This is a genomic window from Cedecea selenatireducens (assembly GCF_042138895.1).
Classification (GTDB): domain Bacteria; phylum Pseudomonadota; class Gammaproteobacteria; order Enterobacterales; family Enterobacteriaceae; genus Cedecea; species Cedecea selenatireducens.
This window is the reverse complement of record NZ_JBHIKW010000002.1, coordinates 89636-115254: the sequence shown is the minus strand read 5'-3', so window position 1 is coordinate 115254 and position 25619 is coordinate 89636. Positions and strand designations below refer to the sequence as shown.

The window sequence follows — 25619 nt, the reverse complement described above, 5'->3', positions numbered from 1 at the left end:
AATAAAAAAGGCAGCCAGGTGGCTGCCTTTTTACGTCTCAGCTGGCTTACTCTTGCTGAGCGGACTGAATCGCGGTCAGAGCGATGGTGTAGACGATATCGTCAACCAGCGCGCCACGGGACAGGTCGTTAACCGGCTTGCGCATACCCTGCAGCATTGGCCCGATGGAGATCAGGTCTGCAGAACGCTGTACCGCTTTATAGGTGGTGTTACCGGTGTTCAGGTCAGGGAAGATGAACACGGTTGCACGGCCCGCAACAGGAGAGTTTGGTGCCTTAGACTTAGCCACGTCAGCCATTACCGCAGCGTCATACTGCAGTGGGCCGTCGATGACCAGATCGGGGCGTTTTTCCTGAGCGATACGGGTAGCTTCACGCACTTTCTCAACGTCGCTACCTGCGCCGGAGTTACCGGTGGAGTAGGAGAGCATGGCAACGCGTGGGTCGATACCGAAAGCGGCAGCGGAGTCAGCGGACTGAATCGCGATTTCTGCCAGCTGTTCTGCGGTTGGATCCGGGTTAATCGCACAGTCGCCGTAAACGTAAACCTGTTCAGGCAGCAGCATGAAGAACACGGAAGACACCAGAGAACTGCCTGGGGCAGTTTTGATCAGCTGCAACGGCGGACGAATGGTGTTCGCGGTGGTGTGAACAGCCCCGGAAACCAGGCCGTCAACTTCGTCCTGCTCGAGCATCAGGGTGCCCAGCACAACGTTGTCTTCCAGCTGTTCGCGGGCAACGGCTTCGGTCATGCCCTTGCTCTTACGCAGCTCAACCAGGCGGGCAACGTAGCTTTCGCGAACCACTTCCGGGTCAACGATTTCGATGCCTGCGCCCAGCTCAACGCCCTGCGCAGCAGCAACACGGGTGATTTCATCCGGGTTACCCAGCAGCACACAGGTCGCGATACCACGTTCAGCACAGATAGCCGCTGCTTTAACGGTACGCGGCTCGTCGCCTTCCGGCAGCACAACGCGTTTACCGGCTTTACGAGCCAGTTCGGTCAGCTGGTAGCGGAACGCTGGAGGAGACAGACGACGGCTGCGCTCGGAGGTCGCGGTCAGGGATTCGATCCAGTTCGCATCAATGTGGCTGGCCACATATTCCTGCACTTTTTCGATACGCTGATGGTCGTCGGTTGGGACTTCCAGGTTGAAGCTCTGCAGGCTCAGAGAGGTCTGCCAGGTGTTGGTGTCAACCATGAACAGCGGCAGGCCGGTAGCGAAAGCACGCTCGCACAGCTTGCTGATGCGTGGGTCCATTTCGTAACCGCCGGTCAGCAGGATGGCGCCAATTTCAACGCCGTTCATTGCAGCCAGGCAGGCGGCAACCAGCACGTCCGGGCGATCTGCGGAGGTGACCAGCAGAGAACCAGGGCGGAAGTGTTCCAGCATGTGCGGAATGCTGCGCGCACAGAAAGTCACGGACTTCACGCGGCGAGTATTGATGTCACCTTCGTTAATGACGGTCGCGTTCAGGTGGCGAGCCATGTCGATAGCGCGGGTAGCAATCAGTTCGAAGCTCCACGGCACGCAGCCCAGAACCGGCAGCGGGCTGTCGGCAAACAGCTGCTTAGGATCGATGTTAGCGATGCTCGCTTTGCTGGAGTCGTCGAAGATCTCGGACAGGTCCGGACGGGTACGACCCTGCTCATCAACCGGGGCGTTCAGTTTGTTAATGATAACGCCGGTGATGTTGGTGTTTTTGCTGCCGCCGAAGCTGCTGCTGGTCAGTTCGATACGCTCTTTCAGCTGCTCCGGAGAGTCATTGCCCAGAGACATTACGAAGACGATTTCCGCATTCAGGGTTTTGGCGATTTCATAGTTCAGCGCCTGAGCAAACTGGTGTTTGCGGGTCGGCACCAGGCCTTCAACCAGAACGACTTCAGCATCTTTGCTGCTGGCGTGGTAGTTGGCGATGATCTCTTCCATCAGCACGTCCTGCTGATTGCTGGACAGCAGGGACTCTACGTGGCCCATGTTCAGCGGCTCGGCGGCCGGGATGGTGGAGTTAGCGCGGATGATGCTGGTGGTCTGGTCCGGGCTATCGCCACCGGTACGCGGCTGGGCGATAGGTTTGAAGACGCTCAGACGAACGCCTTTTTGTTCCATAGCACGGATAACGCCAAGGCTTACGCTGGTAAGGCCGACGCTGGTTCCGGTAGGGATCAGCATAATAGTACGGGACACGGTATAACCTCTTTCGTTTTCGCGAGCAGGGATGCTCACTCGACTCAGAAAACAACACCGCCAGCTAAGGCTGGCGGTGAGGGAATCAGGCGGTCAGGCGGGATGCATCCTGAGCGATGACCAGCTCTTCGTTGGTGGTGATAACCACCGCCGGGCGGGTGCCTTCCTTGTTGATGAAGCCAGACTTGCCGAAACGTGCAGCCAGGTTGCGCTCGTGATCAACTTCGAAGCCCAGTACGCCCAGTTTGCCCAGGGACAGTTCACGTACCATGGCGGCGTTTTCACCGATACCACCGGTGAAGACAACGGCGTCCAGACGACCTTCCATCAGCGCGGTGTAGGAGCCGATGTATTTCGCCAGACGGTGGCAGTAAACGTCCATTGCACGTTTAGCGTCTTCTTTCGTTGTGTAGTTGTCTTCAACGTAGCGGCAGTCGCTGGTGACTTCGGTCAGACCCAGCAGGCCGGACTCTTTGGTCAGCATTTTGTTGATGTCTTCCACGCTCATGCCCAGGGCATCGTGCAGGTGGAAGATAATAGCCGGGTCGATGTCGCCGGAGCGGGTACCCATGACCAGACCTTCCAGCGGGGTCAGACCCATGGAGGTATCAACGCATTTACCGTTACGGATTGCAGAAACGGAACCGCCGTTGCCCAGGTGGCAGGTGATGATGTTCAGTTCATCAACCGGCTTGTTCAACATTTTTGCGGCTTCCTGAGTCACGTAGAAGTGGCTGGTGCCGTGTGCGCCGTAGCGACGAACGCCGTGCTCTTTGTACAGTTTGTACGGCAGAGCGTAGAGGAAAGATTCTTCCGGCATGGTCTGATGGAACGCGGTGTCGAACACGGCAACGTTTTTATCAGCCAGGTTAGGGAAGGATTTCAGGGCTTCAGCGATACCGATCAGGTGTGCAGGGTTATGCAGCGGTGCAAAAGAGGCAGAATCTTTGATACCCTGAATCACGGAATCATCGATAACAACGGAGCTGGTGTATTTTTCACCGCCGTGTACGATACGGTGACCAATTGCGGTCAGCTGAGCGGACAATTCTGGTTTTTCTGCCAGAATCTTATTAACGATGAAGTTAAGAGCTTCGCTGTGAGCGGCACCTGCACCCAGAGCCGCTTCTTGTTTAGCGCCGTCCAGCTTCCATTTGATGCGGGCTTCAGGAAGATGGAAACACTCTGCTAAACCAGAAAGGTACTCTTCACCGTTTACGGCATCGATAATTGCGAATTTAAGTGATGAGCTACCGCAGTTCAGAACCAGTACTAGCTTACTCGACATGGAAGTACCTATTTTTGATACGTGGCTAAAAAAACGTCAGTTAGTCTATCAGCGTAGCGCATGATGACGCGGACATTTATGATTAACGTCATGCCAGAAGCGTTTTTCGGCATGGCGAATAAAATTACTCAGAGTTTACGCCATATTCCCGAAGCTGCAGGTCACGGCGATGTAAAAGAATGTTTGACAGCATGTGGTTTCCCCACTACGGCCATCAAGGCCGGCACAGGGTAGCAGATAGAGGCTCGTAAAGACAAAATTTTTTGAACGATGTCATTGAGAGTTGCTGAGTTGCAAAATTATTTTATTTTTTATATGTAGAGTTGAGGTATGAGCCATGTCGACACCCCAGAATAGCCATGTTAGCTGGTTTAGCCTGTTCGGACGTGGGCAGCACTACTCGAAGACCTGGCCGCTGGATAAGCGCCTGTCACCGGTATTTATCGAAAATCGTGTGATTCGTGCCACTCGGTACGCCATACGTTTTATGCCGCCGCTGGCGGTGTTTACGCTGACCTGGCAAATCGCGCTGGGCGGCCAGCTTGGCCCCGCGGTGGCCACGGCACTTTTTGCCTGTAGCCTGCCAATGCAAGGACTGTGGTGGCTCGGCAAGCGCTCGGTCACGCCGTTACCGCCTTCGACCTTACAATGGTTTTATGAAGTTCGTATGAAACTGCAGGAAGCAGGTCAGGCGCTGGCCCCGGTTGAAGGCAAGCCGGACTACCAGGCGCTGGCGGACGTGCTCAAGCGCGCGTTCAAACAGCTGGATAAAACTTTCCTGGATGATTTGTAATTACCCTACGGTTGCGCATATAAAGGAAGGCATACTTTCTTACAGGTTATCTTCGTCATAACCTGGATTTTTCCATGTACCAAAGGAGTCAGGAAATGGAAATGACTAACGCGCAACGTCTGATTTTATCCAACCAGTATAAGATGATGACGATGATGGACCCGGATAACGCCGAGCGCTATCGTCGCCTGCAAACCATCATCGAACGCGGCTATGGCCTGCAAATGCGCGAGCTGGATCGCGAGTTTGGCGAGCTGAAGGAAGAAACCTGCCGCATCGTTATCGACATCATGGAGATGTATCACGCGCTGCACGTTTCCTGGACCAACCTGAAAGACAGCCAGGACATCGACGAACGTCGCGTCACCTTTATGGGCTTTGATGCCGCCACCGAAGCCCGTTTCCTGGGCTATGTTCGCTTTATGGTGAACATTGAAGGCCGCTATACCCATTTCGATGCCGGCACCCACGGCTTTAACGCCCAAACCCCAATGTGGGACAAATACCAACGAATGCTGAAGGTGTGGCATGCCTGCCCGCGTCAGTATCACTTAAGCGCCAACGAGATTGCGCAGATTATTAACGCCTGAGGAGAGACGCGTAGTGAAGTGTAAAGGTTTCTTGTTTGATTTGGATGGTACGCTGGTTGACTCCCTTCCTGCCGTCGAGCGCGCGTGGGTAAACTGGGCAAAGCGTTTTAATATTTCCCCGGAAGAAGTCTTGGGCTTCATCCACGGCAAGCAGGCGATTACCTCACTGCGCCATTTTATGGCCGGTGCCTCCGAGGAAGAAATTCAGCAGGAGTTCCTGCGCCTCGAGAAGCTGGAGTCTGAAGATACCGACGGTATCGTTGCCTTGCCTGGAGCTGCGGAGCTTTTGGCTCACCTTAACGAAGCCGGTATTCCATGGGCTATCGTCACTTCAGGTTCTGTGCCGGTAGCGTCCGCTCGTCGCCTGGCGGGTGGCCTGCCCGAGCCGGAAGTCTTTGTGACGGCCGAGCGAGTGGCGCGCGGGAAACCTGAACCTGACGCCTATTTGCTCGGTGCTCAGCTGCTTGGGCTCGAGCCGGAAGAGTGCGTAGTCGTTGAAGATGCGCCCGCCGGCGTGCTTTCCGGACTTGCTGCTGGCTGCCACGTGATTGCGGTTAACGCCCCGGCGGATACGCCACGGCTTGAACACGTGGATTATGTCCTCACCTCCCTTACCGAGCTGCTGGTCCAGAAATCGCCGGACGGCACGGTCGAAGTGTTAAGAAAACACTAATCCCATGATTTAACCCCGCATTTGCGGGGTTTTTTTTATGGCATTCTCATCTACATTCAATTCACCAATAATCAGCCATTCAGGGACTCGTTTTGAATTCGGAACTCATTTGGGTGTTGTCGTTGCTGGGGGTTGCTGTCCTGCTGTTCGCTACCGGAAAGATGCGTATGGACGCGGTGGCTCTGTTGGTTATTGTCGCTTTTGTCCTCAGCGGGACGTTAAGCCTTAGCGAGGCCTTTTCAGGGTTCAGCGATCCCAACGTTATCCTGATTGCCGCGCTGTTCATTATTGGTGACGGGCTGGTGCGTACCGGCGTCGCAACCAAAATGGGCAGCTGGCTGGTGGACGTGGCGGGCAGCAGCGAAACCAAAATGCTGATCCTGCTGATGGTGACGGTAGCCGGATTGGGTGCCTTTATGAGTTCTACCGGCGTGGTGGCCATTTTTATTCCGGTGGTTATCAGCGTTTCAATGCGCATGAAAATTTCCCCCTCCAGATTGATGATGCCGCTTAGTTTCGCCGGGCTTATCAGCGGCATGATGACCATCGTCGCCACGCCGCCTAATCTTGTTATCAATAGTGAGCTGCTGCGCGAAGGGCTGGAAGGCTTCCAGTTCTTTAGCGTGACGCCGATTGGCCTGGCGGTATTGGTGCTTGGCATCCTTTATATGCTGGTGGTGCGTTTTGCGCTTAAAGGGCAGGGCGATGAGGCGGGAAAAGAGAGCTGGAAGCGCCGTTCTTTCCGCGACTTGATTAAAGAATATCGCCTGACCGGGCGGGCGCGACGGCTGGCTATTCGCCCCGGTTCGCCGATGGTCGGCCACCGGCTGGATGATTTGAAGCTGCGTGAGCGCTACGGGGCTAACGTTATCGGCCTTGAACGGTGGCGCAAGTTCCGCCGCGTTATCGTTAATGTGACCGGCGTGACCGAGTTCCGCGCGCGTGACGTTCTACTGATCGATATGTCCGCCTCGGACGTTGATTTACGTGAGTTTTGCAGCGAACAAATGCTGGAGCCGATGGTGCTGCGCGGCGAGTATTTCTCGGATCAGGCGTTGGATGTGGGCATGGCTGAAGTATCGCTTTTACCCGAATCGGAACTGACCGGGCAGACTTTGCGAGAAATCGCCTTCCGAACCCGCTACGGTCTCAACGTTGTTGGCCTGCGGCGAGACGGTAAGGCAATGGAAGGGCTGCTGGTGGATGAGCCCATTCAACTGGGGGATATTATTCTGGTCGTCGGCGACTGGAAGCTGATTAACCAGCTTTCACAGCAAAATCGTGATTTCCTGGTGCTCAATCTGCCGGTGGAAGAGCGGGATGCTTCTCCGGCACACAGCCAGGCGCCGCACGCAATTTTCTGCCTGGCGCTAATGGTCGCGCTCATGCTGACCGACGAGATACCCAACCCTATTGCCGCGATTATCGCCTGCATGCTGATGGGCAAGTTCCGTTGTATTGATATGGAAAGCGCCTATAAGGCGATTCACTGGCCGAGCATTATTCTGATTGTCGGGATGATGCCTTTTGCGCTGGCGTTGCAGAAAACCGGAGGGGTGGATTTAATCGTTCATGGGCTGATGGAGTTCGGTGGCGGATATGGGCCTTACATCATGCTGGTTTGCCTGTTTGTGATGTGTGCAACCATCGGGCTGTTTATCTCCAATACCGCGACGGCGGTACTGATGGCACCTATCGCCCTGGCTGCCGCTAAATCGATGGGCGTTTCACCTTATCCGTTCGCGATGATTGTGGCGATGGCTGCCTCTGCGGCGTTTATGACGCCCGTATCATCGCCTGTGAACACGCTGGTGCTGGGGCCAGGGAACTATAAATTTAGCGACTTCGTGAAACTCGGCGTGCCTTTTACCGTCATTGTGATGATCGTGAGCGTAGTGATGGTGCCGATGCTGTTTCCGTTCTGATACTTACTCTCACACGGCCTTCTCCCTGTAAGGGAGAAGGGGAAAACATTATCCTGATTTCGCTTCGGCAGAGGGGAAGTGTTTAAAGCGGTGAATCCTGGCTTATCTCATCCAGCGAAAGCTGGAAACTTGGCACAAAGACCTGCATGAAGTAGTCCATTTCCGGGCTGTGGCGGTCGGCCAGCGTTTTTTCCAGACGGCTTTTCGCCAGCAGGAACTCGTTATTGCCTGCCGACAGCTCTTCCAGACATTTCAGGTAAGCGCATAACGCATCTGCCTGTTTCACCAGCGCTTTCTCTTCTTCGCTGTAGCTGTGCTCATCTATCAGCGGAGCCCAGATGTCGCGCAGCTCTTCCGGCACCATGTCAATCAGCTTCTGCTGGGCAATCTTTTCAATGGCTTTGTATTCATGCGCGATTTGCGAATTGAAATATTTTACCGGCGTGGGCAAATCCCCGGTCAGCACTTCGCTGGCGTCGTGGTACATCGCCAGAAGCGCGATTCTCTCCGCGTTAACGTTGCCGTTAAACTTGCGATTCTTGATGGCGGCGAGCGCGTGGGCAACCATGGCGACCTGCAGGCTGTGTTCGGACACATTTTCGGTGCGGACGTTGCGCATCAGCGGCCAGCGGTTGATCAGTTTCAGGCGGGAGAGGTGGGCAAAGAAATGGCTCTGGCTCATGACGTTCTCGCGGTTACAACTCGGTGGCGTCATTGTGAGGGGAGAAGGGGGACATTGCAAATGTCCCCCGACGGGCTTACTGGTGGTAATGGCCGAGGAAACGCCCAAGTTTGGCAATCGACATTTCTAAGTCGTCAACGCGCGGCAGCGTAACAATACGCACGTGATCCGGCCACGGCCAGTTAAAGGCTGTACCCTGAACCAGCAGAACTTTTTCCTGCAGCAGGAAGTCCAGCACCATCTTCTGGTCGTCATGAATATTGAAGCGCTTCGCGTCAATTTTCGGGAACATATACAGCGCGCCGCGAGGCTTAACGCAGGAGACGCCGGGGATCTCGTTGATCAACTCCCAGGCGCGGTTGCGCTGTTCGTACAGGCGGCCGCCGGGCACGATAAATTCGCTGATGCTCTGGTAGCCTCCCAGCGCGGTTTGAATCGCATGTTGGGCAGGAACGTTGGCGCACAGGCGCATGGAGGCCAGCATTTCCAGACCTTCAATATAGCCTTTAGCGTGTTTTTTCGGCCCGTTAAGCACCATCCAGCCCTGACGGAAACCGGCAACGCGGTAGGTCTTTGACAGGCCGTTAAAGGTAATCGTCAGCAGATCCGGGGCCAGCGCGGCAATGGAATGATGCTCGGCGTCGTCATAAAGAATTTTGTCGTAAATCTCATCGGCAAAGATGATGAGATTGTGTTGACGGGCAATCTCAACAATCTCTAAAAGCAGCTCTTTAGAGTAAACGGCCCCGGTAGGGTTGTTCGGGTTGATAATCACGATGCCGCGCGTGCGGGACGTGATTTTTGAGCGGATATCATCGAGGTCCGGGAACCAGTCGGACTCTTCATCGCAAAGGTAGTGCACCGCTTTGCCGCTAGAGAGTGAGACGGCGGCGGTCCAGAGAGGATAGTCCGGTGCCGGAACCAGCATTTCATCGCCGCTGTTGAGCAGCGCCTGCATGGACTGAACGATCAGTTCAGAAACGCCGTTACCAATATAGATATCTTCCGTGGTGACATCCCGCATCCCACGCGCCTGATAGTGCTGCATAATGGCTTTACGGGCGGAAAACAGCCCTTTGGAGTCGCAATATCCCTGAGCGGTAGGAAGATTGCGGATCACATCAACAAGGATTTCATCCGGCGCTTCAAAACCAAACGGCGCGGGGTTCCCTATGTTGAGCTTAAGCACTTTATTGCCTTCTTCTTCAAGGCGTTTTGCCTCTTTGAGAACCGGGCCACGGATGTCATAACAGACATTATCAAGTTTGCTGGATTTTTCGATGGGGGACATGAAGCTTCGACCTTTGTTGTTAATTTCGCGTCCTGCCGTGGAAGCGCACCGTCACAATGTACTCCTGCTGCAGCGAGATTTGAAGGTTGGAGCCAGAAGAAATGCAATTTATCTTTACAGCACAATGTATAAGCGATATGGCATTTTATAAAAATAGAAAAACAAAATAACTTATAATTTGATTTTTGTTAGCATTATTAACTGCCTTGTTCTTTGTGAATGATGCTATTCACTGCCTCTGGCGCTTTCCTGAGTGAGAGGTGCTGCTGGCGTAAGTCGGTTGTCGACAAACATAAGGAAAAATTAATATTCATGGCTGAAACATTAAGAGATTAATGACAGGTTAGTTAAAGAGATGTATATCAAAAGGCTGGCTGGTGTAATAGATAAATACCTGGGCAATTATTAAGGGTCTTTTATTATAGCTTGTGGGTGACTTCAAAAAACGTTGTGAATAATCAACAAGCGGGGAACCACAAAAAGAGAATGAGATCAGATAATCAGCAATAAGTGTTATAAAACATAGTGTTTTAATGTAAGATAGACTACGAAAAATGGTAGGTTTTTGATGCCGATGAGGCACGTCAGTCCTGTGTCTTTGCCGGCGTTGTTAAATATTACTATTATTATTCAACTGGTTGTGTGGTCAGGCCGGTTTATGCCTCCCGTCGTGTTTCAACCCGTTAAATAATCATATAAAAGCTTATTAAAAGTCGTTTCTTGAACCTGATTTACAATTATTACCCAGTTTTAAAATACTGAACTGGTACGATGAGTCGGTGATTTGTATCTTATCCTGACCTGAATAATATCCCATTGGGTCATGTTTCAGATAATTGAGCATGTCCGGGAATAAAAAAATAACAAACAGAAGCGCCGCTAACGTATGGCGGCCAGGACTACCGGAGACATTCGGTAAAAGGAATTGCTTTATCTCTTTGATAAATCATAGCAATACAACCAGGGCAGACTCGAAAGAGCAACCTATTAGTGAATAAATTATGATTAACGCAAATCGTCCGATACTGAACCTCGACCTCGATCTGCTGAGGACATTCGTTGCGGTCGCCGATCTCAATACCTTTGCCGCCGCGGCGGCTGCGGTGTGCCGCACTCAATCCGCTGTAAGCCAACAAATGCAGCGCCTTGAGCAATTAGTCGGGAAAGAGCTTTTTGCACGACATGGCCGTAATAAACTGCTAACCGAGCACGGTATTCAACTGCTGGGTTACGCGCGTAAAATCCTTCGCTTCAATGATGAAGCCTGCTCTTCGCTGATGTTTAACAACCTGCAGGGGTCGTTAACGCTCGGCGCGTCCGATGAAACGGCGGATACCATTTTGCCGTTCCTGTTAAACCGCATCAGCTCGGTGTATCCGAAGCTGGCGCTGGACGTGAGGGTAAAGCGCAATCCGTTCATGATCGAAATGCTTAATCAGCATGAGGTCGATCTGGTGGTGACGACGTCCAACCCTTCTAACTTCGACGCGGTTGTGCTGCGAACCTCGCCAACGCTTTGGTACTGTGCAGCCGATTACGTTTTCCAGAGTGGGGAATCTTTGCCTCTGGTGATGTTGGACGATCCGAGCCCGTACCGCGATATGATGATAGAGCATCTTGATGCCAGCCAGACGCCGTGGCGCATTTCCTATGTTGCTTCCACGCTGGCAGCGGTACGTGCGGCAGTGAAAGCCGGGCTGGGCGTTACGGCAAGGCCTGTGGAAATGATGAGTCCTGAGCTTCGCGTTCTGGGGGCTTCAGAAGGGCTGCCGGTGCTACCTGAAACCCAATATCTGCTGTGTAAAAACCCGGAAAGCGGCAATGAGCTGGCGCAGGCTATTTTCAGTGCGCTTGCGACGCCAACGAATCCATACCGGTTTGCGGCAGTGGGAAGTGAAGGTGACGATACGCTGCTGGTAGAAGGGGATTTTGAGTAGCCCCAGGTCGTTTAGTTAGTAACAAAATATTAAATGTAGAAAATGGGTCATTGGTGGTTTTTTTTGCGCCAATGGCCCATTTTTTATGCCTGATTTTCGCTATAGCACACGACCATTTATATTATCCAATAAATTCAATGAATTAGTGAATTTCTGGATTTTGCGTATTTTATGTACAAAAACTTCGCGCAAAGGCCAGGTAATGTTAAAAAACGCATAACAATGTTGCTTCTTTTTGAAGTGGATTAACAAAAGCGTGTCTCAGATCAAGAAAATACTCCCTCTTGGGGGGAGGAATAGTTGAGATTTCCTGCCAAAATATAGGGGCTGTTTATTTTTTCACACGGAACGGACACGATTCACCCTCATCAAAATCTGGTCTTTACGCGAGTGCTGATGAGTTTTAACGCATTAAATGTTAATGAATTGCTGTCGGTGTAAATTAATGTGTGGATACTTTTGTTAAAGTTGACAAAAGGTTATAGAAAGGAGTAAAAAACCCCATCAATTGGCTGCCTAAGCATTATTTCCGGTAGTTATTGTACGGTTGATTGTTCCTCCCCATGAATCGATGTGGCGTTCATCTGCCAACAAGAGCAGAGACTTTGGCGCCACTTTTGATGAGTAAGCAATGAGTATGTCAACATCCACTGAAGTTATCGCTCATCACTGGGCGTTCGCTGTCTTTCTTATTGTCGCCGTTGGCCTGTGCTGTCTGATGCTTGTCGGGGGCTGGTTCCTTGGCGGAAGAGCTAAGGCACGGCACAAAAACACCCCCTTCGAGTCGGGTATCGACTCCGTTGGTACGGCACGTCTTCGTCTCTCCGCCAAGTTTTACCTGGTCGCCATGTTCTTCGTTATCTTTGACGTGGAAGCCTTGTATCTCTACGCGTGGTCAACTTCTATCCGTGAAAGCGGCTGGATTGGCTTCGTCGAGGCCGCAATTTTCATTTTAGTGTTACTGGCTGGTCTGGTTTATCTGGTGCGCATCGGTGCGCTGGATTGGACTCCTGCGCGTTCGCGTCGTGAGAAAATGAACCCGGAAACCGACAGTCTCACTAACCGTCATACGCAGTAACAGCGAGGCAATAAGATGGACTATACGCTCACCCGCATAGACCCCAACGGTGAGAATGACCGTTATCCCCTGCAAAAGCAGGAGATCGTAACCGATCCCCTCGAACAAGAGATTAACCGCAGCGTTTACATGGGCAAGCTTGAGCATGCCATGCACGATGTGGTGAACTGGGGTCGTAAAAACTCAATCTGGCCATACAACTTTGGCCTTTCCTGCTGCTACGTAGAGATGGTGACGTCGTTTACCGCTGTGCATGACGTGGCGCGTTTCGGTGCAGAAGTTTTACGTGCTTCTCCTCGTCAGGCTGACCTGATGGTGGTGGCCGGTACCTGCTTCACCAAAATGGCTCCGGTAATCCAGCGCCTTTACGATCAGATGCTCGAACCTAAATGGGTTATTTCCATGGGTGCCTGCGCGAACTCTGGCGGCATGTACGACATCTATTCTGTTGTTCAGGGCGTCGACAAATTTATCCCGGTTGATGTTTACATTCCTGGCTGTCCACCGCGCCCGGAAGCGTACATGCAGGCGCTGATGCTGTTGCAGGAATCGATCGGTAAAGAGCGTCGCCCGCTATCGTGGGTTGTTGGCGATCAGGGTGTTTACCGCGCCAACATGCAGTCCGAGCGCGAGCGTAAGCGCGGCGAACGTATTGCCGTCACTAACCTGCGGACGCCAGACGAGATTTAATTAGCGCCTGCGGTCAGTGAGCGTCTTTGTATATCAATACTATAAAAGCAAAGGCACTGAACGCAGTCACCACAGAACCATTTGCAATGGTGAGAACTATGACCGATTTAACCGCGCAAGACGCCGCTATGCCAGCCTGGCAGACAAGGGATCACCTGGATGATCCGGTCATTGGCGAATTGCGTAACCGTTTTGGGCCGGATGCCTTCACCGTTCAGCCAACCCGCACCGGGGTACCCGTAGTCTGGGTTAAGCGCGAACAGTTACTGGAAGTGGTCGATTTCCTTAAGAAATCACCAAAACCCTACGTTATGCTGTTCGACCTGCATGGCATGGATGAGCGTCTACGCACACACCGCAACGGTTTACCGGCTGCGGATTTTTCCGTTTTCTACCACCTGATGTCCATTGAACGCAATCGCGACATCATGCTCAAGGTGGCGTTATCTGAAAACGATCTGAACCTGCCGACGCTGACGAAAATCTTCCCGAACGCCAACTGGTACGAGCGTGAAACATGGGAGATGTTTGGCATCACCTTCAACGGCCACCCGCACCTGACGCGCATCATGATGCCGCCGACCTGGGAAGGCCACCCGCTGCGTAAAGACTACCCGGCGCGCGCCACCGAATTCGATCCGTTTATCCTGACTAAACAGAAAGAAGATCTGGAAATGGAAGCGCTGACCTTCAAGCCTGAAGAGTGGGGCATGAAGCGCAGCAGCGAGCATGAAGACTTCATGTTCCTGAACCTGGGGCCAAACCACCCCTCCGCACACGGTGCTTTCCGTATCATCCTGCAGCTGGACGGCGAAGAGATCGTCGACTGCGTGCCGGATATCGGCTACCACCACCGTGGCGCAGAGAAAATGGGTGAGCGTCAGTCCTGGCACAGCTACATTCCGTATACCGACCGTATCGAATACCTCGGCGGCTGCGTCAACGAAATGCCTTACGTGCTGGCGGTAGAAAAGCTGGCCGGCATTGTGGTGCCGGAACGCGTTGAAGTTATCCGCGTTATGCTCTCCGAGCTTTTCCGCATCAACAGCCACCTGCTGTACATCTCTACCTTTATTCAGGACGTCGGCGCCATGACCCCGGTGTTCTTCGCCTTTACCGATCGTCAGAAAATCTACGATCTGGTGGAAGCGATTACCGGTTTCCGTATGCACCCGGCCTGGTTCCGTATCGGCGGCGTTGCACACGACCTGCCGAAGGGCTGGGAGCGTCTGCTGAAAGAGTTCCTCGAGTGGATGCCGAAGCGCCTGGATTCCTATGAGAAAGCCGCGCTGCGCAACACCATTCTGAAGGGCCGTTCTCAGGGCGTTGCTGCCTATACCGCGAAAGAAGCGCTGGAGTGGGGCACCACCGGTGCTGGCCTGCGTGCCACCGGTATCGACTTCGACGTGCGTAAGGCTCGTCCTTACTCTGGCTACCAGAACTTCGACTTCGAAGTGCCGGTCGGCGGTGGCATCAGCGACTGCTATACCCGCGTCATGCTGAAAGTTGAAGAGCTTCGCCAGAGCCTGCGCATTCTTGAGCAGTGCCTGAAAAATATGCCAGCCGGCCCGTTCAAAGCGGATCACCCGCTGACCACGCCGCCGCCGAAAGAGCGCACGCTGCAGCATATCGAAACCCTGATCACTCACTTCCTGCAGGTTTCGTGGGGCCCGGTTATGCCAGCCAACGAATCCTTCCAGATGATTGAGGCAACGAAAGGGATTAACAGTTACTACCTGACCAGTGACGCTAGCACCATGAGCTACCGTACCCGTATTCGTACCCCGAGCTTTGCGCACCTGCAGCAAATTCCGGCGGCGATCCGAGGCAGCCTGGTTTCAGACCTGATTGTCTATCTGGGTAGTATCGATTTTGTAATGTCTGATGTGGATCGCTAACTATGCACGATAACCAACAAAACCAGGCTGAGGCTTTTGAGCTGAGTGCGGCAGAGCGTGAGGCGATTGAGCACGAAAAACACCATTACGAAGATGCCCGTGCGGCCTCTATCGAAGCGCTGAAAATCGTTCAGAAACAGCGCGGCTGGGTGCCGGATGGTGCTATTTACGCTATCGCTGACGTGCTGGGTATTCCGGCAAGCGACGTAGAAGGCGTGGCGACATTCTATAGCCAAATCTTCCGCCAGCCGGTCGGCCGTCACGTGATTCGCTACTGCGACAGCGTGGTGTGCCATATCACCGGCTACCAGGGTATTCAGTCGGCGATTGAAGCCAAACTGAACATCAAACCGGGCCAGACCACGTTTGACGGTCGCTTCACCCTGCTGCCAACCTGCTGTCTGGGCAACTGCGACAAGGGGCCGACCATGATGATTGATGAGGACACTCACAGCCATCTGACGCCGGAAGCCATCCCTGACTTGCTGGAGCAGTATAAATGAAGACGATTATTCGTACTGCCGAAACGCATCCGCTGACCTGGCGTCTGCGTGATGACAAACAGCCTGTCTGGCTCGACGAATACCGCAGCAAAAACGGCTATGAAGGCGCGCGTAAGGCGCTGACCGCCATGGCACCGGATGAAATCGTTAATGCGGTAAAAGACGCCGGCCTGAAAGGGCGCGGCGGCGCGGGTTTTTCCACCGGTTTGAAGTGGAGCCTGATGCCAAAAGACGAGTCCATGAACATCCGTTACCTGCTGTGTAACGCCGATGAAATGGAGCCGGGCACCTATAAAGACCGCCTGCTGATGGAGCAACTGCCGCACCTGCTGGTGGAAGGCATGCTGATCTCCGCCTTTGCGCTTAAGGCTTACCGTGGCTACATCTTCCTGCGCGGTGAGTACATTGAAGCGGCCGTTCATTTGCGCCGCGCAATCGCTGAAGCCACCGAAGCGGGCCTGCTTGGCAAAAATATTCTGGGTTCCGGGTTCGACTTCGAGCTTATCGTGCACACCGGGGCAGGGCGTTATATCTGCGGTGAAGAAACTGCGCTGATTAACTCCCTCGAAGGTCGCCGTGCGAACCCTCGTTCTAAGCCACCGTTCCCGGCATCAAGCGGCGTATGGGGTAAACCGACCTGTGTAAACAACGTCGAAACCCTGTGTAACGTGCCTGCGATTCTGGCTAACGGCGTTGAGTGGTACCAGGGCATTGGTGGCGGCATGAGTAAAGATGCCGGTACCAAGCTGATGGGCTTCTCCGGCCGCGTTAAAAACCCTGGCGTCTGGGAATTACCTTTCGGGACAACCGCCCGCGAGATCCTGGAAGAATACGCCGGCGGCATGCGTGATGGCCTGAAGTTTAAAGCCTGGCAGCCGGGTGGCGCGGGGACAGACTTCCTGACGGAAGCGCACCTCGATCTGCCGATGGAGTTTGAAAGTATTGGTAAAGCAGGCAGCCGTCTCGGTACGGCGCTGGCAATGGCGGTTGACCATGAAATCGGTATGGTGCCGCTGGTGCGTAACCTGGAAGAGTTCTTTGCCCGTGAATCCTGCGGCTGGTGTACACCGTGCCGCGATGGTCTGCCGTGGAGCGTAAAAATTCTGCGCGCGCTGGAGCGTGGCGAAGGGCAGCCGGGGGATATCGAAACCCTCGAGCAGCTGTGCCGCCACCTGGGACCGGGTAAAACCTTCTGTGCCCACGCGCCGGGTGCCGTAGAGCCATTGCAGAGTGCGATTAAATATTTCCGCGACGAATTCGAAGCAGGCATTGCCAAACAGGATTACGGGAATCTGCGTGCCATTAATGGCATTCAGCCGAACCTGTTAAAAACGCGCTGGTGATATCGCCCCCCACCCCGGCCCTCTCCCCTAAGGGGCGAGGGAGAAAGCGAAATCGGGTGAGGGTGCATTGCACAAGAATTTTTGATTAACGCCTGAAGTTATTCAGGCCAACTGGAAGCATGCTGACTATGGCTACGATTCATGTAGACGGCAAAGAATACGAGGTCAATGGGGCAGACAACTTGCTAGAAGCTTGTCTCTCCCTCGGTCTTGATATTCCTTATTTTTGCTGGCATCCGGCGCTGGGCAGCGTCGGTGCTTGCCGCCAGTGTGCGGTGAAGCAATATCAGAACGCGGAAGACACCCGTGGGCGCCTGGTGATGTCCTGTATGACACCGGCCTCCGACGGGACCTTCATCTCTATTGATGATGGCGAAGCGAAACAGTTCCGTGAAAGCGTTGTGGAGTGGTTGATGACTAACCACCCGCACGACTGTCCGGTCTGTGAAGAGGGCGGTAACTGCCACCTGCAGGATATGACCGTCATGACCGGTCATAGCTTCCGTCGCTATCGCTTTACCAAGCGTACTCACCGCAACCAGGATCTCGGTCCGTTCATCTCTCACGAAATGAACCGCTGTATCGCCTGTTACCGCTGCGTGCGTTACTACAAAGACTACGCTGACGGTAAAGATCTGGGCGTTTACGGCGCGCACGACAACGTCTACTTCGGTCGCCCGGAAGACGGCACGCTGGAAAGCGAGTTCTCCGGTAACCTGGTAGAAATTTGCCCGACCGGTGTATTCACCGACAAAACGCACTCCGAGCGCTACAACCGTAAATGGGATATGCAGTTCGCACCGAGCATCTGTCAGCAGTGCTCGCTGGGCTGTAACACCAGCCCGGGTGAACGTTACGGTGAGCTGCGTCGTATCGAAAACCGCTACAACGGCACCGTGAACCACTACTTCCTGTGTGACCGCGGCCGCTTCGGTTACGGTTACGTCAACCTGAAGGACCGTCCGCGTCACCCTATTCAGCGCCGTGGCGATGACCTCATTACCCTGAACGCCGAGCAGGCGATGCAGGGCGCTGCGGATATCCTGCGTCAGTCGAAGAAAGTGATCGGCATCGGTTCTCCGCGTGCGAGCGTGGAAAGCAACTTCGCTCTGCGTGAGCTGGTTGGGGCCGACAACTTCTACACGGGCATTGCGGCCGGTGAGCAGGCTCGCCTGCAGCTGATGCTGAAAGTGCTGCGTGAAAGCGGCGTTCATACTCCTGCTCTGCGTGAAATCGAATCTTATGATGCGGTGCTGATTCTGGGCGAAGATGTTACCCAGACCGGCGCTCGTGCTGCACTGGCCATTCGCCAGGCGGTAAAAGGGAAGGCGCGTGAAATGGCGGCGGCACAGAAAGTTGCTGACTGGCAGATAGCCGCAATCCTGAACATCGGTCAGAACGCTAAGCACCCGCTGTTTGTCACCAACGTGGACAGCACCCGCCTGGATGATATCGCCGCATGGACTTACCGCGCGCCGGTTGAAGATCAGGCTCGTCTTGGTTTTGCGATTGCCAATGCGCTGGACAGCAACTCTCCGGCCGTTGAGCTGGACCGCGACCTGAAGAATAAAGTCGACGTCATCGTTCAAGCCCTGGCCGGCGCGAAGAAGCCGCTGATTGTTTCCGGGACTAACGCCGGTAGCGAAGCGGTAATTCAGGCTGCGGCCAACGTGGCTAAAGCGCTGAAAGGCCGCGGTGCGGATGTCGGCGTAACCATGATTGCCCGTGCGGTTAACAGCGTTGGCCTCGGCATGATTGGCGGCGGTTCTCTGGAAGAAGCCCTGAGCGAGCTGGAAAGCGGTGCTGCCGATGCGGTAGTGGTGCTGGAAAACGATCTGCATCGCCATGCTTCAGCCGCCCGCGTAGATGCTGCGCTGAGCAAAGCTCCTCTGGTGATGGTTATCGACCATCAGCGTACGGACATCATGGACAAAGCCCATCTGGTCCTGTCCGCGGCGAGCTTCGCGGAAAGCGACGGTACGGTCATTAACAACGAAGGTCGCGCCCAGCGCTTCTTCCAGGTTTATGACCCGGCTTACTACGACACCAGCGTAACGATGTTCGAAAGCTGGCGCTGGCTGCACTCGCTGCACAGCACCGTGCAGAGCCGCGACGTTGACTGGACGCAGCTAGACCACGTGATCGACGCCTGCGTGAAGGCATTGCCTCAGATGGCCGGTATCAAAGAAGCCGCGCCTGATGCTTCCTTCCGTATCAAAGGCCAGAAGCTGTCTCGTTCTCCTATCCGTTCGAGCGGACGTACCGCCATGCGCGCCAACATCAGCGTGCATGAACCGCGTCAGCCACAGGATAAAGACACGATGTTCGCCTTCTCTATGGAAGGGAACAACAGCCCGCTGGCCGACCGTCAGCAGATTCCGTTTGCCTGGGCTCCAGGCTGGAACTCCCCGCAGGCATGGAACAAATTCCAGGCTGAAGTGGGCGGCCATCTGCGTCACGGCGATCCGGGCGTACGCCTGATTGAAGCCTCTGAAACGGGTCTGGATTACTTCACTTCCGTGCCGGATACCTTCCACGCGGAAGAGGGCAAATGGCGCATCGCACCGTACTACCACCTGTTTGGTAGCGACGAGATGTCCCAGCGTTCTCCGGTGTTCCAGAAGCGTATGGTTGAGCCATACATCAAGCTGAACCCGGCCGATGCCGCGAAGCTTGGCGTTAACGCCGGGAGCCTGATCTCCTTCAGCTACGAAGGCCAGACGCTGAGTCTGCCGCTGCAGCTGTCCGAAGGTTTGGTTGCAGGGCAGGTAGGTCTGCCGATGGGGATGCCGGGGATTGCGCCAGTGCTTGCCGGTGCTCGTCTTGAAAATCTGCAGGAGGCTGCGCAATGAGCTGGCTGACACCGGAAGTTATCGACATTCTGCTGAGCATCCTCAAAGCGGTTGTCATTCTGCTGGTCGTGGTGACCTGTGGGGCATTCATGAGCTTCGGCGAACGCCGTCTGCTCGGTCTGTTCCAGAACCGCTATGGACCGAACCGCGTAGGCTGGGGTGGTTCACTCCAGCTGGTTGCGGACATGATCAAGATGTTCTTTAAAGAGGACTGGATCCCTAAGTTCTCTGACCGCGTGATATTTACTCTTGCGCCAATGATCGCGTTCACCTCGCTGCTGCTGGCCTTTGCCATTGTGCCGGTCAGCCCAAGCTGGGTGGTTGCGGATCTGAACATCGGGATCCTGTTCTTCCTGATGCTGGCGGGCCTGGCGGTTTACGCCGTGCTGTTCGCCGGCTGGTCCAGTAACAACAAATACTCCCTGCTTGGTGCGATGCGTGCTTCCGCGCAGACCCTGAGCTATGAAGTGTTCCTGGGGCTTTCCCTGATGGGCGTGGTGGCGCAGGCCGGTTCCTTTAATATGGCCGACATCGTCAACAACCAGGCCAATCTGTGGAACGTTATCCCGCAGTTCTTCGGCTTCGTGACCTTCGCGATTGCCGGCGTTGCGGTTTGCCACCGTCACCCGTTTGACCAACCGGAAGCCGAGCAGGAACTGGCCGATGGTTATCACATCGAATATTCCGGTATGAAGTTCGGTCTGTTCTTCGTCGGGGAATACATCGGCATCGTCACCGTGTCTGCGCTGATCGTGACGCTGTTCTTTGGTGGCTGGCATGGCCCGTGGTTACCGCCGTTCATCTGGTTCGCGCTGAAAACCGCGTTCTTCATGATGATGTTCATTTTGATTCGCGCCGCACTGCCTCGTCCGCGTTATGACCAGGTGATGTCCTTCGGCTGGAAAGTTTGCCTCCCGCTGACGCTTATCAACTTGCTGGTGACCGCCGCGGTCATTCTTTACCAGGCACCATAAGGGGTGAAAAAACCATGACATTGAAAGAGTTAGTGGTTGGTTTCGGCACCCAGGTACGCAGTATCTGGATGATCGGCATGCACGCTTTCGCCAAGCGCGAAACCCGCATGTATCCGGAAGAACCAGTGTATCTGCCGCCGCGCTACCGTGGCCGTATCGTGCTGACGCGCGACCCGGACGGTGAAGAGCGCTGCGTAGCCTGTAACCTGTGTGCGGTAGCCTGCCCGGTAGGCTGTATTTCCCTGCAGAAAGCCGAGATGCAAGACGGTCGTTGGTATCCGGAGTTCTTCCGTATCAACTTCTCTCGCTGCATCTTCTGCGGCCTGTGTGAAGAAGCCTGCCCGACCACCGCGATTCAGCTTACCCCGGACTTCGAGCTGGGTGAGTACAAGCGCCAGGATCTGGTGTACGAGAAAGAGGATCTGCTGATTTCCGGTCCGGGCAAATACCCGGAATATAACTTCTACCGGATGGCAGGTATGGCAATCGACGGCAAAGATAAGGGCGAAGCGGAAAACGAAGCCAAGCCTATCGACGTCAAAGGCCTGTTACCTTAAGGAGTCAGGAATGGAATTCGCTTTTTATATCTGCGCCATTGTGGCCGTCCTGACGACCCTTCGGACGATTACTCACACCAATCCGGTGCATGCGCTGCTGTACCTGATCATCTCGCTGCTGGCGATCTCAGGGGTGTTTTTCTCCCTGGGGGCTTACTTCGCCGGTGCGCTGGAGATAATCGTCTACGCCGGGGCTATCATGGTGCTGTTCGTCTTCGTGGTGATGATGCTTAACCTCGGTAACGCGGTTCAGCAGCAGGAGCGCGAATGGCTGAAGCCGCAGCTGTGGATCGGGCCTGGTATCCTGTCTGCAATCCTGTTGGTGGTTCTGATTTACGCAATCCGCACCGTTAACGACCAGGGTATTGATGGTACTTCCATCGATGCGAAGCAGGTCGGTATCGCGCTGTTCGGGCCTTATGTTCTGGCGGTGGAGCTGGCCTCCATGCTGCTGCTGGCGGGCCTGGTCGTTGCGTTCCACCTGGGTCGTGAAGACCGTGTCGGCGAGGTGCTGAGCAATCGCCCTGCTGATATGGCCGTGAGAAGAAAAACGGAGGAGAACGTATGATCCCGCTGCAACATGGACTGATCCTCGCCGCCATTTTGTTCGTGCTGGGACTGACCGGTCTGGTCATCCGCCGCAACCTGCTGTTCATGCTGATCAGCCTGGAAGTGATGATTAACGCCGCCGCGCTGGCCTTCGTGGTTGCCGGCAGCTACTGGGGCCAGGCTGACGGTCAGGTGATGTATATACTCGCGATTAGCTTAGCTGCTGCCGAAGCCAGTATTGGCCTCGCGCTGTTACTGCAGCTCCATCGTCGTCGCCAGAATCTGAATATCGATTCAGTAAGTGAGATGCGTGGATGAACCTTCTCTGGTTAACCATTGTTCTGCCATTGATTGGCTTTTTACTGTTGGCATTCTCCCGCGGCCGCTGGTCAGAAAACCTGTCCGCAACCATCGGGATGGGCTCAGTAGGTCTGGCGGCGGTTGTCACCGCTATTGCCGGGGTTGATTTCTTTAACAACGGGCAGCAGGCGTTTACTCAGCCGCTGTGGACCTGGATGGCGGTCGGTGACTTTAACATCGGCTTCAACCTGGTGCTGGACGGCCTGTCCCTGACCATGCTTTCCGTGGTTACTGGCGTCGGCTTCCTGATCCACATGTTCGCTTCCTGGTACATGCGCGGCGAAGAGGGTTATTCCCGCTTCTTCGCCTACACCAACCTGTTCATCGCCAGCATGGTGGTTCTGGTTCTCGCCGATAACCTGCTGCTGATGTATCTCGGCTGGGAAGGCGTGGGCCTCTGTTCTTACCTGCTGATCGGTTTCTACTACACCGATCCGAAGAACAACGCGGCGGCTATGAAAGCTTTCGTGGTTACCCGCGTGGGGGACGTGTTCCTGGCCTTTGGCCTGTTCATTCTCTACAACGAGCTGGGTACGCTGAACTTCCGCGAAATGGTTGAGCTGGCGCCGCAGCACTTTGCTGCTGGTAACCAGATGCTGACCTGGGCAACCCTGATGCTGCTGGGCGGTGCGGTCGGTAAATCTGCACAGCTTCCGCTGCAAACATGGCTGGCGGATGCGATGGCGGGTCCAACCCCTGTTTCTGCGCTGATTCACGCGGCGACCATGGTAACCGCGGGCGTCTATCTGATTGCCCGTACCCACGGCCTGTTCCTGATGACCCCGGAAATACTGCATCTGGTGGGTATCGTTGGTGCCGTTACGCTGGTGCTGGCAGGCTTTGCTGCGCTGGTACAGACCGACATCAAACGCGTACTCGCTTACTCCACCATGAGCCAGATTGGCTACATGTTCCTGGCGCTGGGCGTGCAGGCCTGGGATGCGGCAATCTTCCACCTGATGACCCACGCGTTCTTTAAAGCGCTGCTGTTCCTGTCATCCGGCTCGGTGATTCTGGCGTGCCACCACGAGCAAAACATCTTCAAGATGGGTGGCCTGCGTAAGTCCATTCCGCTGGTGTATGTCTGCTTCCTGGTCGGGGGCGCGGCGCTGTCCGCTCTGCCGCTGATTACCGCAGGCTTCTTCAGTAAAGATGAGATTCTTGCCGGTGCAATGGCGAACGGCCACATCAACCTGATGGTTGCGGGCCTGGTCGGGGCGTTCATGACCTCGCTGTACACCTTCCGCATGATTTTCATCACGTTCCACGGCGAAGAAAAAATTCACGCTCACGCAGGGAAGGGGATTACCCACCACCTGCCGCTGGTTGTTCTGCTGGTACTGTCCACCTTCGTTGGCGCCATGATTGTGCCACCGCTGCGCGGCGTCCTGCCGGAAACCACTGAACTTGCGCACGGCAGCGTGCTGACCCTGGAGATCATCTCCGGCGTCGTCGCCATTGCCGGTATCCTGATTGCCGCCTTCCTGTGGCTGGGCAAACGTACTCTGGTGACGTCGCTTGCGAACAGCGCACCGGGGCGTTTCTTCGGTACCTGGTGGTTCAATGCCTGGGGCTTCGACTGGCTGTACGACATGATTTTCGTCAAGCCGTTCCTCGGCATTGCGTGGCTGCTGCGTCGTGACCCGCTGAATGCGCTGATGAACATTCCAGCCATTCTTTCCCGCTTTGCTAGCCGCGGCCTGCTGGTGAGCGAGAATGGTTACCTGCGCTGGTATGTTGCGTCAATGAGCATCGGGGCCGTTGTGGTACTCGGCCTGCTGCTGGTTCTGCGTTAACAGGATTTCTTCCATCCCCCTCTCTCTGATGAGAGAGGGTCGGAGCGAGGTTTATTCCTCCTCTGGCGCTGGGAAGTGAGCGATGTTTAAGAATTATTTTGACTTAGGGACTCAAACGCCATGCTATTACCCTGGCTAATACTAATCCCCTTTATCGGCGGCTTCTTCTGCTGGCAGACCGAACGCTTCGGCGTGAAAGTGCCTCGCTGGATAGCGCTGATTACCATGGGGCTGACACTGGCACTCTCTCTGCAATTGTGGTTGCAGGGTGGCTACTCACTGACGCAGGCGGCGGGTTTGCCGCAGTGGCAGTCAGAATTTGTTCTGCCGTGGATCCCACGTTTTGGCATTGAAATTCACCTGGCGCTCGACGGTCTGTCGCTGCTGATGGTAGTGCTGACCGGCCTGCTCGGCGTGCTGGCGGTACTTTGTTCCTGGAATGAAATCGAAAAATATCAGGGCTTCTTCCACCTCAACCTGATGTGGATCCTCGGTGGCGTTATCGGCGTGTTCCTTGCCATCGACATGTTCCTGTTCTTCTTCTTCTGGGAAATGATGCTGGTGCCGATGTACTTCCTGATTGCACTGTGGGGCCACAAAGCCTCCGACGGGAAGACGCGTATTACCGCCGCAACCAAGTTCTTCATCTATACCCAGGCGAGCGGCCTGGTGATGCTGATAGCTATCCTTGGCCTGGTGTTTGTGCACTACAACGCGACCGGCGTGTGGACCTTCAACTACGAGCTGCTGCTGAAAACACCGATGTCCCACGGCGTACAATGGCTGCTGATGCTGGGCTTCTTTATCGCCTTCGCGGTGAAAATGCCGGTGGTTCCGCTTCACGGCTGGCTGCCGGATGCACACTCTCAGGCACCAACGGCAGGTTCCGTTGACCTGGCGGGGATCTTGCTGAAAACCGCAGCCTACGGCCTGCTGCGCTTCTCTCTGCCGCTGTTCCCTGAAGCGTCCGCAGAGTTCGCGCCAATCGCCATGTGGCTGGGCGTCATCGGCATCTTCTACGGCGCGTGGATGGCCTTTGCTCAGACCGACATTAAACGCCTGATTGCTTATACCTCCGTTTCCCACATGGGCTTCGTGCTGATTGCTATCTACACCGGCAACCAGTTGGCTTACCAGGGCGCGGTGATTCAGATGATTGCCCACGGTCTGTCTGCTGCGGGTATGTTCATCATCTGCGGTCAGCTTTATGAGCGTCTGCACACCCGTGATATGCGTATGATGGGCGGTCTGTGGAACAAAATTAAATGGCTGCCGGGCCTGTCGATGTTCTTCGCTGTTGCCACCCTCGGGATGCCGGGGACCGGTAACTTCGTTGGTGAATTCATGATTCTGTTCGGCAGCTTCCACGTTGTGCCGGTCATTACCGTGATTTCAACCTTCGGTCTGGTCTTCGCCTCCGTTTACTCCCTGGCGATGTTGCACCGCGCTTACTTCGGTAAAGCTAAGAGCGAAATCAGCGATAAACAGCTGCCTGGCATGTCCATGCGCGAGTTCTTTATCATTCTGTTGCTGGTGGTGCTGTTAGTCCTGCTGGGCTTCTTCCCGCAGCCGATTCTGGATACTTCGCATTCTGCGATGAGCAATATTCAGCAGTGGTTTACCAGTTCACTTTCTACTACAAGGCCGTAATT

General features: G+C 54.7%; 22 protein-coding genes. 18 read left to right on the top strand and 4 right to left on the bottom strand.

All coding sequences use genetic code 11. The features are described 5' to 3' along the window. Nucleotides 1-46 precede the first annotated feature (46 nt). Together pta and ackA are read right to left on the bottom strand one after the other, a co-directional pair. Complete coding sequence (gene pta / locus ACE38U_RS03350) at nt 47-2188, bottom strand: phosphate acetyltransferase (protein ID WP_038483321.1); 2142 nt, start codon at nt 2186-2188, stop codon at nt 47-49. Nucleotides 2189-2273: 85 nt separating this feature from the next. Next, nucleotides 2274-3476 (bottom strand): acetate kinase, encoded by a 1203-nt coding sequence (gene ackA, locus ACE38U_RS03345; RefSeq protein ID WP_375529166.1) that lies wholly within the window; start codon nt 3474-3476, stop codon nt 2274-2276. Nucleotides 3477-3554: 78 nt separating this feature from the next. On the opposite strand from ackA, the gene ACE38U_RS03340 reads away from it, so the two are divergent. The 5 genes from ACE38U_RS03340 (at nt 3555) to ACE38U_RS03320 (ending at nt 7457) form a co-directional block, all read left to right on the top strand. Further along, nucleotides 3555-3710 carry a hypothetical protein gene (locus ACE38U_RS03340; RefSeq protein WP_176982329.1) on the top strand — a complete coding sequence of 52 codons (156 nt, stop codon included), beginning with the start codon at nt 3555-3557 and terminating at the stop codon, nt 3708-3710. A gap of 103 nt (nt 3711-3813) precedes the next feature. Then, the gene (yfbV, locus tag ACE38U_RS03335) at nt 3814-4269 is read left to right on the top strand and encodes a terminus macrodomain insulation protein YfbV (protein WP_038480841.1); all 456 of its coding nucleotides are present in this window, start codon (nt 3814-3816) and stop codon (nt 4267-4269) included. A 95-nt stretch (nt 4270-4364) separates the two neighbouring features. After that, nucleotides 4365-4859 carry a YfbU family protein gene (locus ACE38U_RS03330; RefSeq protein WP_038480843.1) on the top strand — a complete coding sequence of 165 codons (495 nt, stop codon included), beginning with the start codon at nt 4365-4367 and terminating at the stop codon, nt 4857-4859. Next, complete coding sequence (locus ACE38U_RS03325) at nt 4837-5532, top strand: sugar phosphatase (protein WP_281258555.1); 696 nt, start codon at nt 4837-4839, stop codon at nt 5530-5532. Before ACE38U_RS03330 ends, ACE38U_RS03325 begins: the two co-directional genes overlap by 23 nt. 92 nt (nt 5533-5624) lie before the next feature. Continuing rightward, nucleotides 5625-7457 (top strand): SLC13 family permease, encoded by a 1833-nt coding sequence (locus tag ACE38U_RS03320; protein WP_038480849.1) that lies wholly within the window; start codon nt 5625-5627, stop codon nt 7455-7457. Nucleotides 7458-7539: 82 nt separating this feature from the next. Here the strand turns inward: ACE38U_RS03320 and yfbR are convergent, their stop codons facing one another. Together yfbR and alaA are read right to left on the bottom strand one after the other, a co-directional pair. Further along, a complete protein-coding gene (gene yfbR / locus ACE38U_RS03315; protein WP_038480852.1) occupies nt 7540-8139 on the bottom strand; it encodes a 5'-deoxynucleotidase in 600 nt (199 codons plus the stop codon). Nucleotides 8140-8215: 76 nt separating this feature from the next. Then, nucleotides 8216-9430, bottom strand: a complete 1215-nt coding sequence (alaA, locus tag ACE38U_RS03310) for an alanine transaminase AlaA (RefSeq protein ID WP_375529165.1) — start codon at nt 9428-9430, stop codon at nt 8216-8218. Between the two features lie 1001 nt (nt 9431-10431). On the opposite strand from alaA, the gene lrhA reads away from it, so the two are divergent. The 13 genes from lrhA to nuoM all read left to right on the top strand — a co-directional run bounded on the left by lrhA (nt 10432) and on the right by nuoM (nt 25617). After that, nucleotides 10432-11367 (top strand): transcriptional regulator LrhA, encoded by a 936-nt coding sequence (lrhA, locus tag ACE38U_RS03305; protein ID WP_375529164.1) that lies wholly within the window; start codon nt 10432-10434, stop codon nt 11365-11367. Between the two features lie 631 nt (nt 11368-11998). Continuing rightward, a complete protein-coding gene (gene nuoA, locus ACE38U_RS03300) occupies nt 11999-12445 on the top strand; it encodes an NADH-quinone oxidoreductase subunit NuoA (protein WP_038480861.1) in 447 nt (148 codons plus the stop codon). Between the two features lie 15 nt (nt 12446-12460). After that, nucleotides 12461-13135, top strand: a complete 675-nt coding sequence (gene nuoB / locus ACE38U_RS03295) for an NADH-quinone oxidoreductase subunit NuoB (RefSeq protein WP_008459774.1) — start codon at nt 12461-12463, stop codon at nt 13133-13135. Between the two features lie 86 nt (nt 13136-13221). Continuing rightward, nucleotides 13222-15033: an NADH-quinone oxidoreductase subunit C/D gene (nuoC, locus tag ACE38U_RS03290; protein WP_144244065.1), complete on the top strand. Its 1812-nt coding sequence runs from the start codon at nt 13222-13224 to the stop codon at nt 15031-15033. A 2-nt stretch (nt 15034-15035) separates the two neighbouring features. Beyond that, entirely contained in the window at nt 15036-15536 is a 501-nt protein-coding gene (gene nuoE, locus ACE38U_RS03285; RefSeq protein ID WP_008459776.1) for an NADH-quinone oxidoreductase subunit NuoE, read from the top strand. Further along, nucleotides 15533-16879: an NADH-quinone oxidoreductase subunit NuoF gene (gene nuoF / locus ACE38U_RS03280; protein ID WP_038480868.1), complete on the top strand. Its 1347-nt coding sequence runs from the start codon at nt 15533-15535 to the stop codon at nt 16877-16879. The genes nuoE and nuoF overlap by 4 nt, the downstream gene beginning before the upstream one ends. Nucleotides 16880-17007: 128 nt before the next feature. Further along, complete coding sequence (gene nuoG / locus ACE38U_RS03275) at nt 17008-19731, top strand: NADH-quinone oxidoreductase subunit NuoG (protein WP_176981051.1); 2724 nt, start codon at nt 17008-17010, stop codon at nt 19729-19731. Beyond that, nucleotides 19728-20705, top strand: coding sequence for an NADH-quinone oxidoreductase subunit NuoH (nuoH, locus tag ACE38U_RS03270; RefSeq protein ID WP_038480872.1), 978 nt, complete (start codon nt 19728-19730; stop codon nt 20703-20705). The genes nuoG and nuoH overlap by 4 nt, the downstream gene beginning before the upstream one ends. Before the next feature lie 14 nt (nt 20706-20719). After that, nucleotides 20720-21262, top strand: a complete 543-nt coding sequence (gene nuoI, locus ACE38U_RS03265) for an NADH-quinone oxidoreductase subunit NuoI (protein ID WP_016537431.1) — start codon at nt 20720-20722, stop codon at nt 21260-21262. Between the two features lie 10 nt (nt 21263-21272). Next, entirely contained in the window at nt 21273-21830 is a 558-nt protein-coding gene (nuoJ, locus tag ACE38U_RS03260; protein ID WP_176981052.1) for an NADH-quinone oxidoreductase subunit J, read from the top strand. Next, complete coding sequence (gene nuoK / locus ACE38U_RS03255) at nt 21827-22129, top strand: NADH-quinone oxidoreductase subunit NuoK (protein ID WP_008459783.1); 303 nt, start codon at nt 21827-21829, stop codon at nt 22127-22129. Before nuoJ ends, nuoK begins: the two co-directional genes overlap by 4 nt. Further along, entirely contained in the window at nt 22126-23967 is a 1842-nt protein-coding gene (gene nuoL, locus ACE38U_RS03250) for an NADH-quinone oxidoreductase subunit L (RefSeq protein ID WP_375529163.1), read from the top strand. The genes nuoK and nuoL overlap by 4 nt, the downstream gene beginning before the upstream one ends. A gap of 120 nt (nt 23968-24087) precedes the next feature. Next, a complete protein-coding gene (nuoM, locus tag ACE38U_RS03245; RefSeq protein WP_038480887.1) occupies nt 24088-25617 on the top strand; it encodes an NADH-quinone oxidoreductase subunit M in 1530 nt (509 codons plus the stop codon). Nucleotides 25618-25619: the final 2 nt, after the last annotated feature.

Coding starts and splice junctions, on each gene's coding strand:
- ackA (WP_375529166.1), bottom strand. CDS start 3,476: ATGTCGAGTAAGCTAGTACTGGTTCTGAACTGCGGTAGCTCATCACTT.
- nuoH (WP_038480872.1), top strand. CDS start 19,728: ATGAGCTGGCTGACACCGGAAGTTATCGACATTCTGCTGAGCATCCTC.
- nuoA (WP_038480861.1), top strand. CDS start 11,999: ATGAGTATGTCAACATCCACTGAAGTTATCGCTCATCACTGGGCGTTC.
- nuoK (WP_008459783.1), top strand. CDS start 21,827: ATGATCCCGCTGCAACATGGACTGATCCTCGCCGCCATTTTGTTCGTG.
- nuoB (WP_008459774.1), top strand. CDS start 12,461: ATGGACTATACGCTCACCCGCATAGACCCCAACGGTGAGAATGACCGT.
- ACE38U_RS03340 (WP_176982329.1), top strand. CDS start 3,555: ATGATTAACGTCATGCCAGAAGCGTTTTTCGGCATGGCGAATAAAATT.
- nuoI (WP_016537431.1), top strand. CDS start 20,720: ATGACATTGAAAGAGTTAGTGGTTGGTTTCGGCACCCAGGTACGCAGT.
- lrhA (WP_375529164.1), top strand. CDS start 10,432: ATGATTAACGCAAATCGTCCGATACTGAACCTCGACCTCGATCTGCTG.
- nuoM (WP_038480887.1), top strand. CDS start 24,088: ATGCTATTACCCTGGCTAATACTAATCCCCTTTATCGGCGGCTTCTTC.
- nuoJ (WP_176981052.1), top strand. CDS start 21,273: ATGGAATTCGCTTTTTATATCTGCGCCATTGTGGCCGTCCTGACGACC.
- nuoL (WP_375529163.1), top strand. CDS start 22,126: ATGAACCTTCTCTGGTTAACCATTGTTCTGCCATTGATTGGCTTTTTA.
- nuoF (WP_038480868.1), top strand. CDS start 15,533: ATGAAGACGATTATTCGTACTGCCGAAACGCATCCGCTGACCTGGCGT.
- yfbR (WP_038480852.1), bottom strand. CDS start 8,139: ATGAGCCAGAGCCATTTCTTTGCCCACCTCTCCCGCCTGAAACTGATC.
- nuoC (WP_144244065.1), top strand. CDS start 13,222: ATGGTGAGAACTATGACCGATTTAACCGCGCAAGACGCCGCTATGCCA.
- alaA (WP_375529165.1), bottom strand. CDS start 9,430: ATGTCCCCCATCGAAAAATCCAGCAAACTTGATAATGTCTGTTATGAC.
- nuoE (WP_008459776.1), top strand. CDS start 15,036: ATGCACGATAACCAACAAAACCAGGCTGAGGCTTTTGAGCTGAGTGCG.
- ACE38U_RS03330 (WP_038480843.1), top strand. CDS start 4,365: ATGGAAATGACTAACGCGCAACGTCTGATTTTATCCAACCAGTATAAG.
- nuoG (WP_176981051.1), top strand. CDS start 17,008: ATGGCTACGATTCATGTAGACGGCAAAGAATACGAGGTCAATGGGGCA.
- yfbV (WP_038480841.1), top strand. CDS start 3,814: ATGTCGACACCCCAGAATAGCCATGTTAGCTGGTTTAGCCTGTTCGGA.